The following is an 843-nucleotide window of genomic DNA, read 5'->3' on the forward strand; positions in this document are numbered from 1 at the left end:
TGTGATGATGATGGTGATGGTTTGACCAATGGGGAAGAAGCAATAGAGGCCACGGACCCTTTGAACCCGGATACGGATGGGGACGGTATACAGGACGGACAAGAGGTTACGGATACCACGGACCCACTGGGTCCTTGCGACCCGGCACAAGCTGCAGGGTATACGGGTTACGATGGCACCAATGCTATTTGGCAGGCAGCGGATTGTGATGGTGATAGTGTTACCAATGGCGAAGAGGCTACCAACGGTACAGACCCTTATTTAGCTTCTGGCGATACCGATGGAGATGGTATCATTGACGATGTTGAAATCAACAACGGAACGGATGAGAGCGAACCTTGTGACCCGGCACAGGCTGCAGGGTATACGGGCTACGATGGCACCAATGCCATTTGGCAGGCAGCGGATTGTGATCTGGACGGAGTTACCAATGGCGAAGAGGCTACCAACGGTACAGACCCATATTTAGCATCAGGGGACACCGATGGAGATGGAATAACGGATGATGTTGAAATCAACAACGGAACGGATGAAAACAGTCCCTGTGACCCAACACAAGCTGAAGGGTATACGGGATATGATAGTACGAATGCCATTTGGCAGGCTGGGGATTGTGATGGTGATGGGGTTACCAATGGCGAAGAGTTAATTAATGGTACCAATCCCTATTTTACGGACGAGGACAGCGACGGTGATTTGGTATTGAACGGAACGGACGAAGATGACGATAACGATGGTTTATTGGATGTTGAGGAGTATGATTGTCCTGTTGGCGGATCACAATTAGAATGGGGCACGCATGATTGGCCCGATGGTAGTCCAGAGGACGATTTGTCATCTACG

Annotated in this window: 1 pseudogene; it reads left to right on the forward strand. The window is 50.4% G+C overall.

The features are described from left to right. Positions 1–843, forward strand: a pseudogene (locus ACXAGS_RS15710) (hypothetical protein); the annotation flags it as partial.

It is taken from the genome of Croceivirga sp. ABH4_376 (assembly GCF_056160685.1).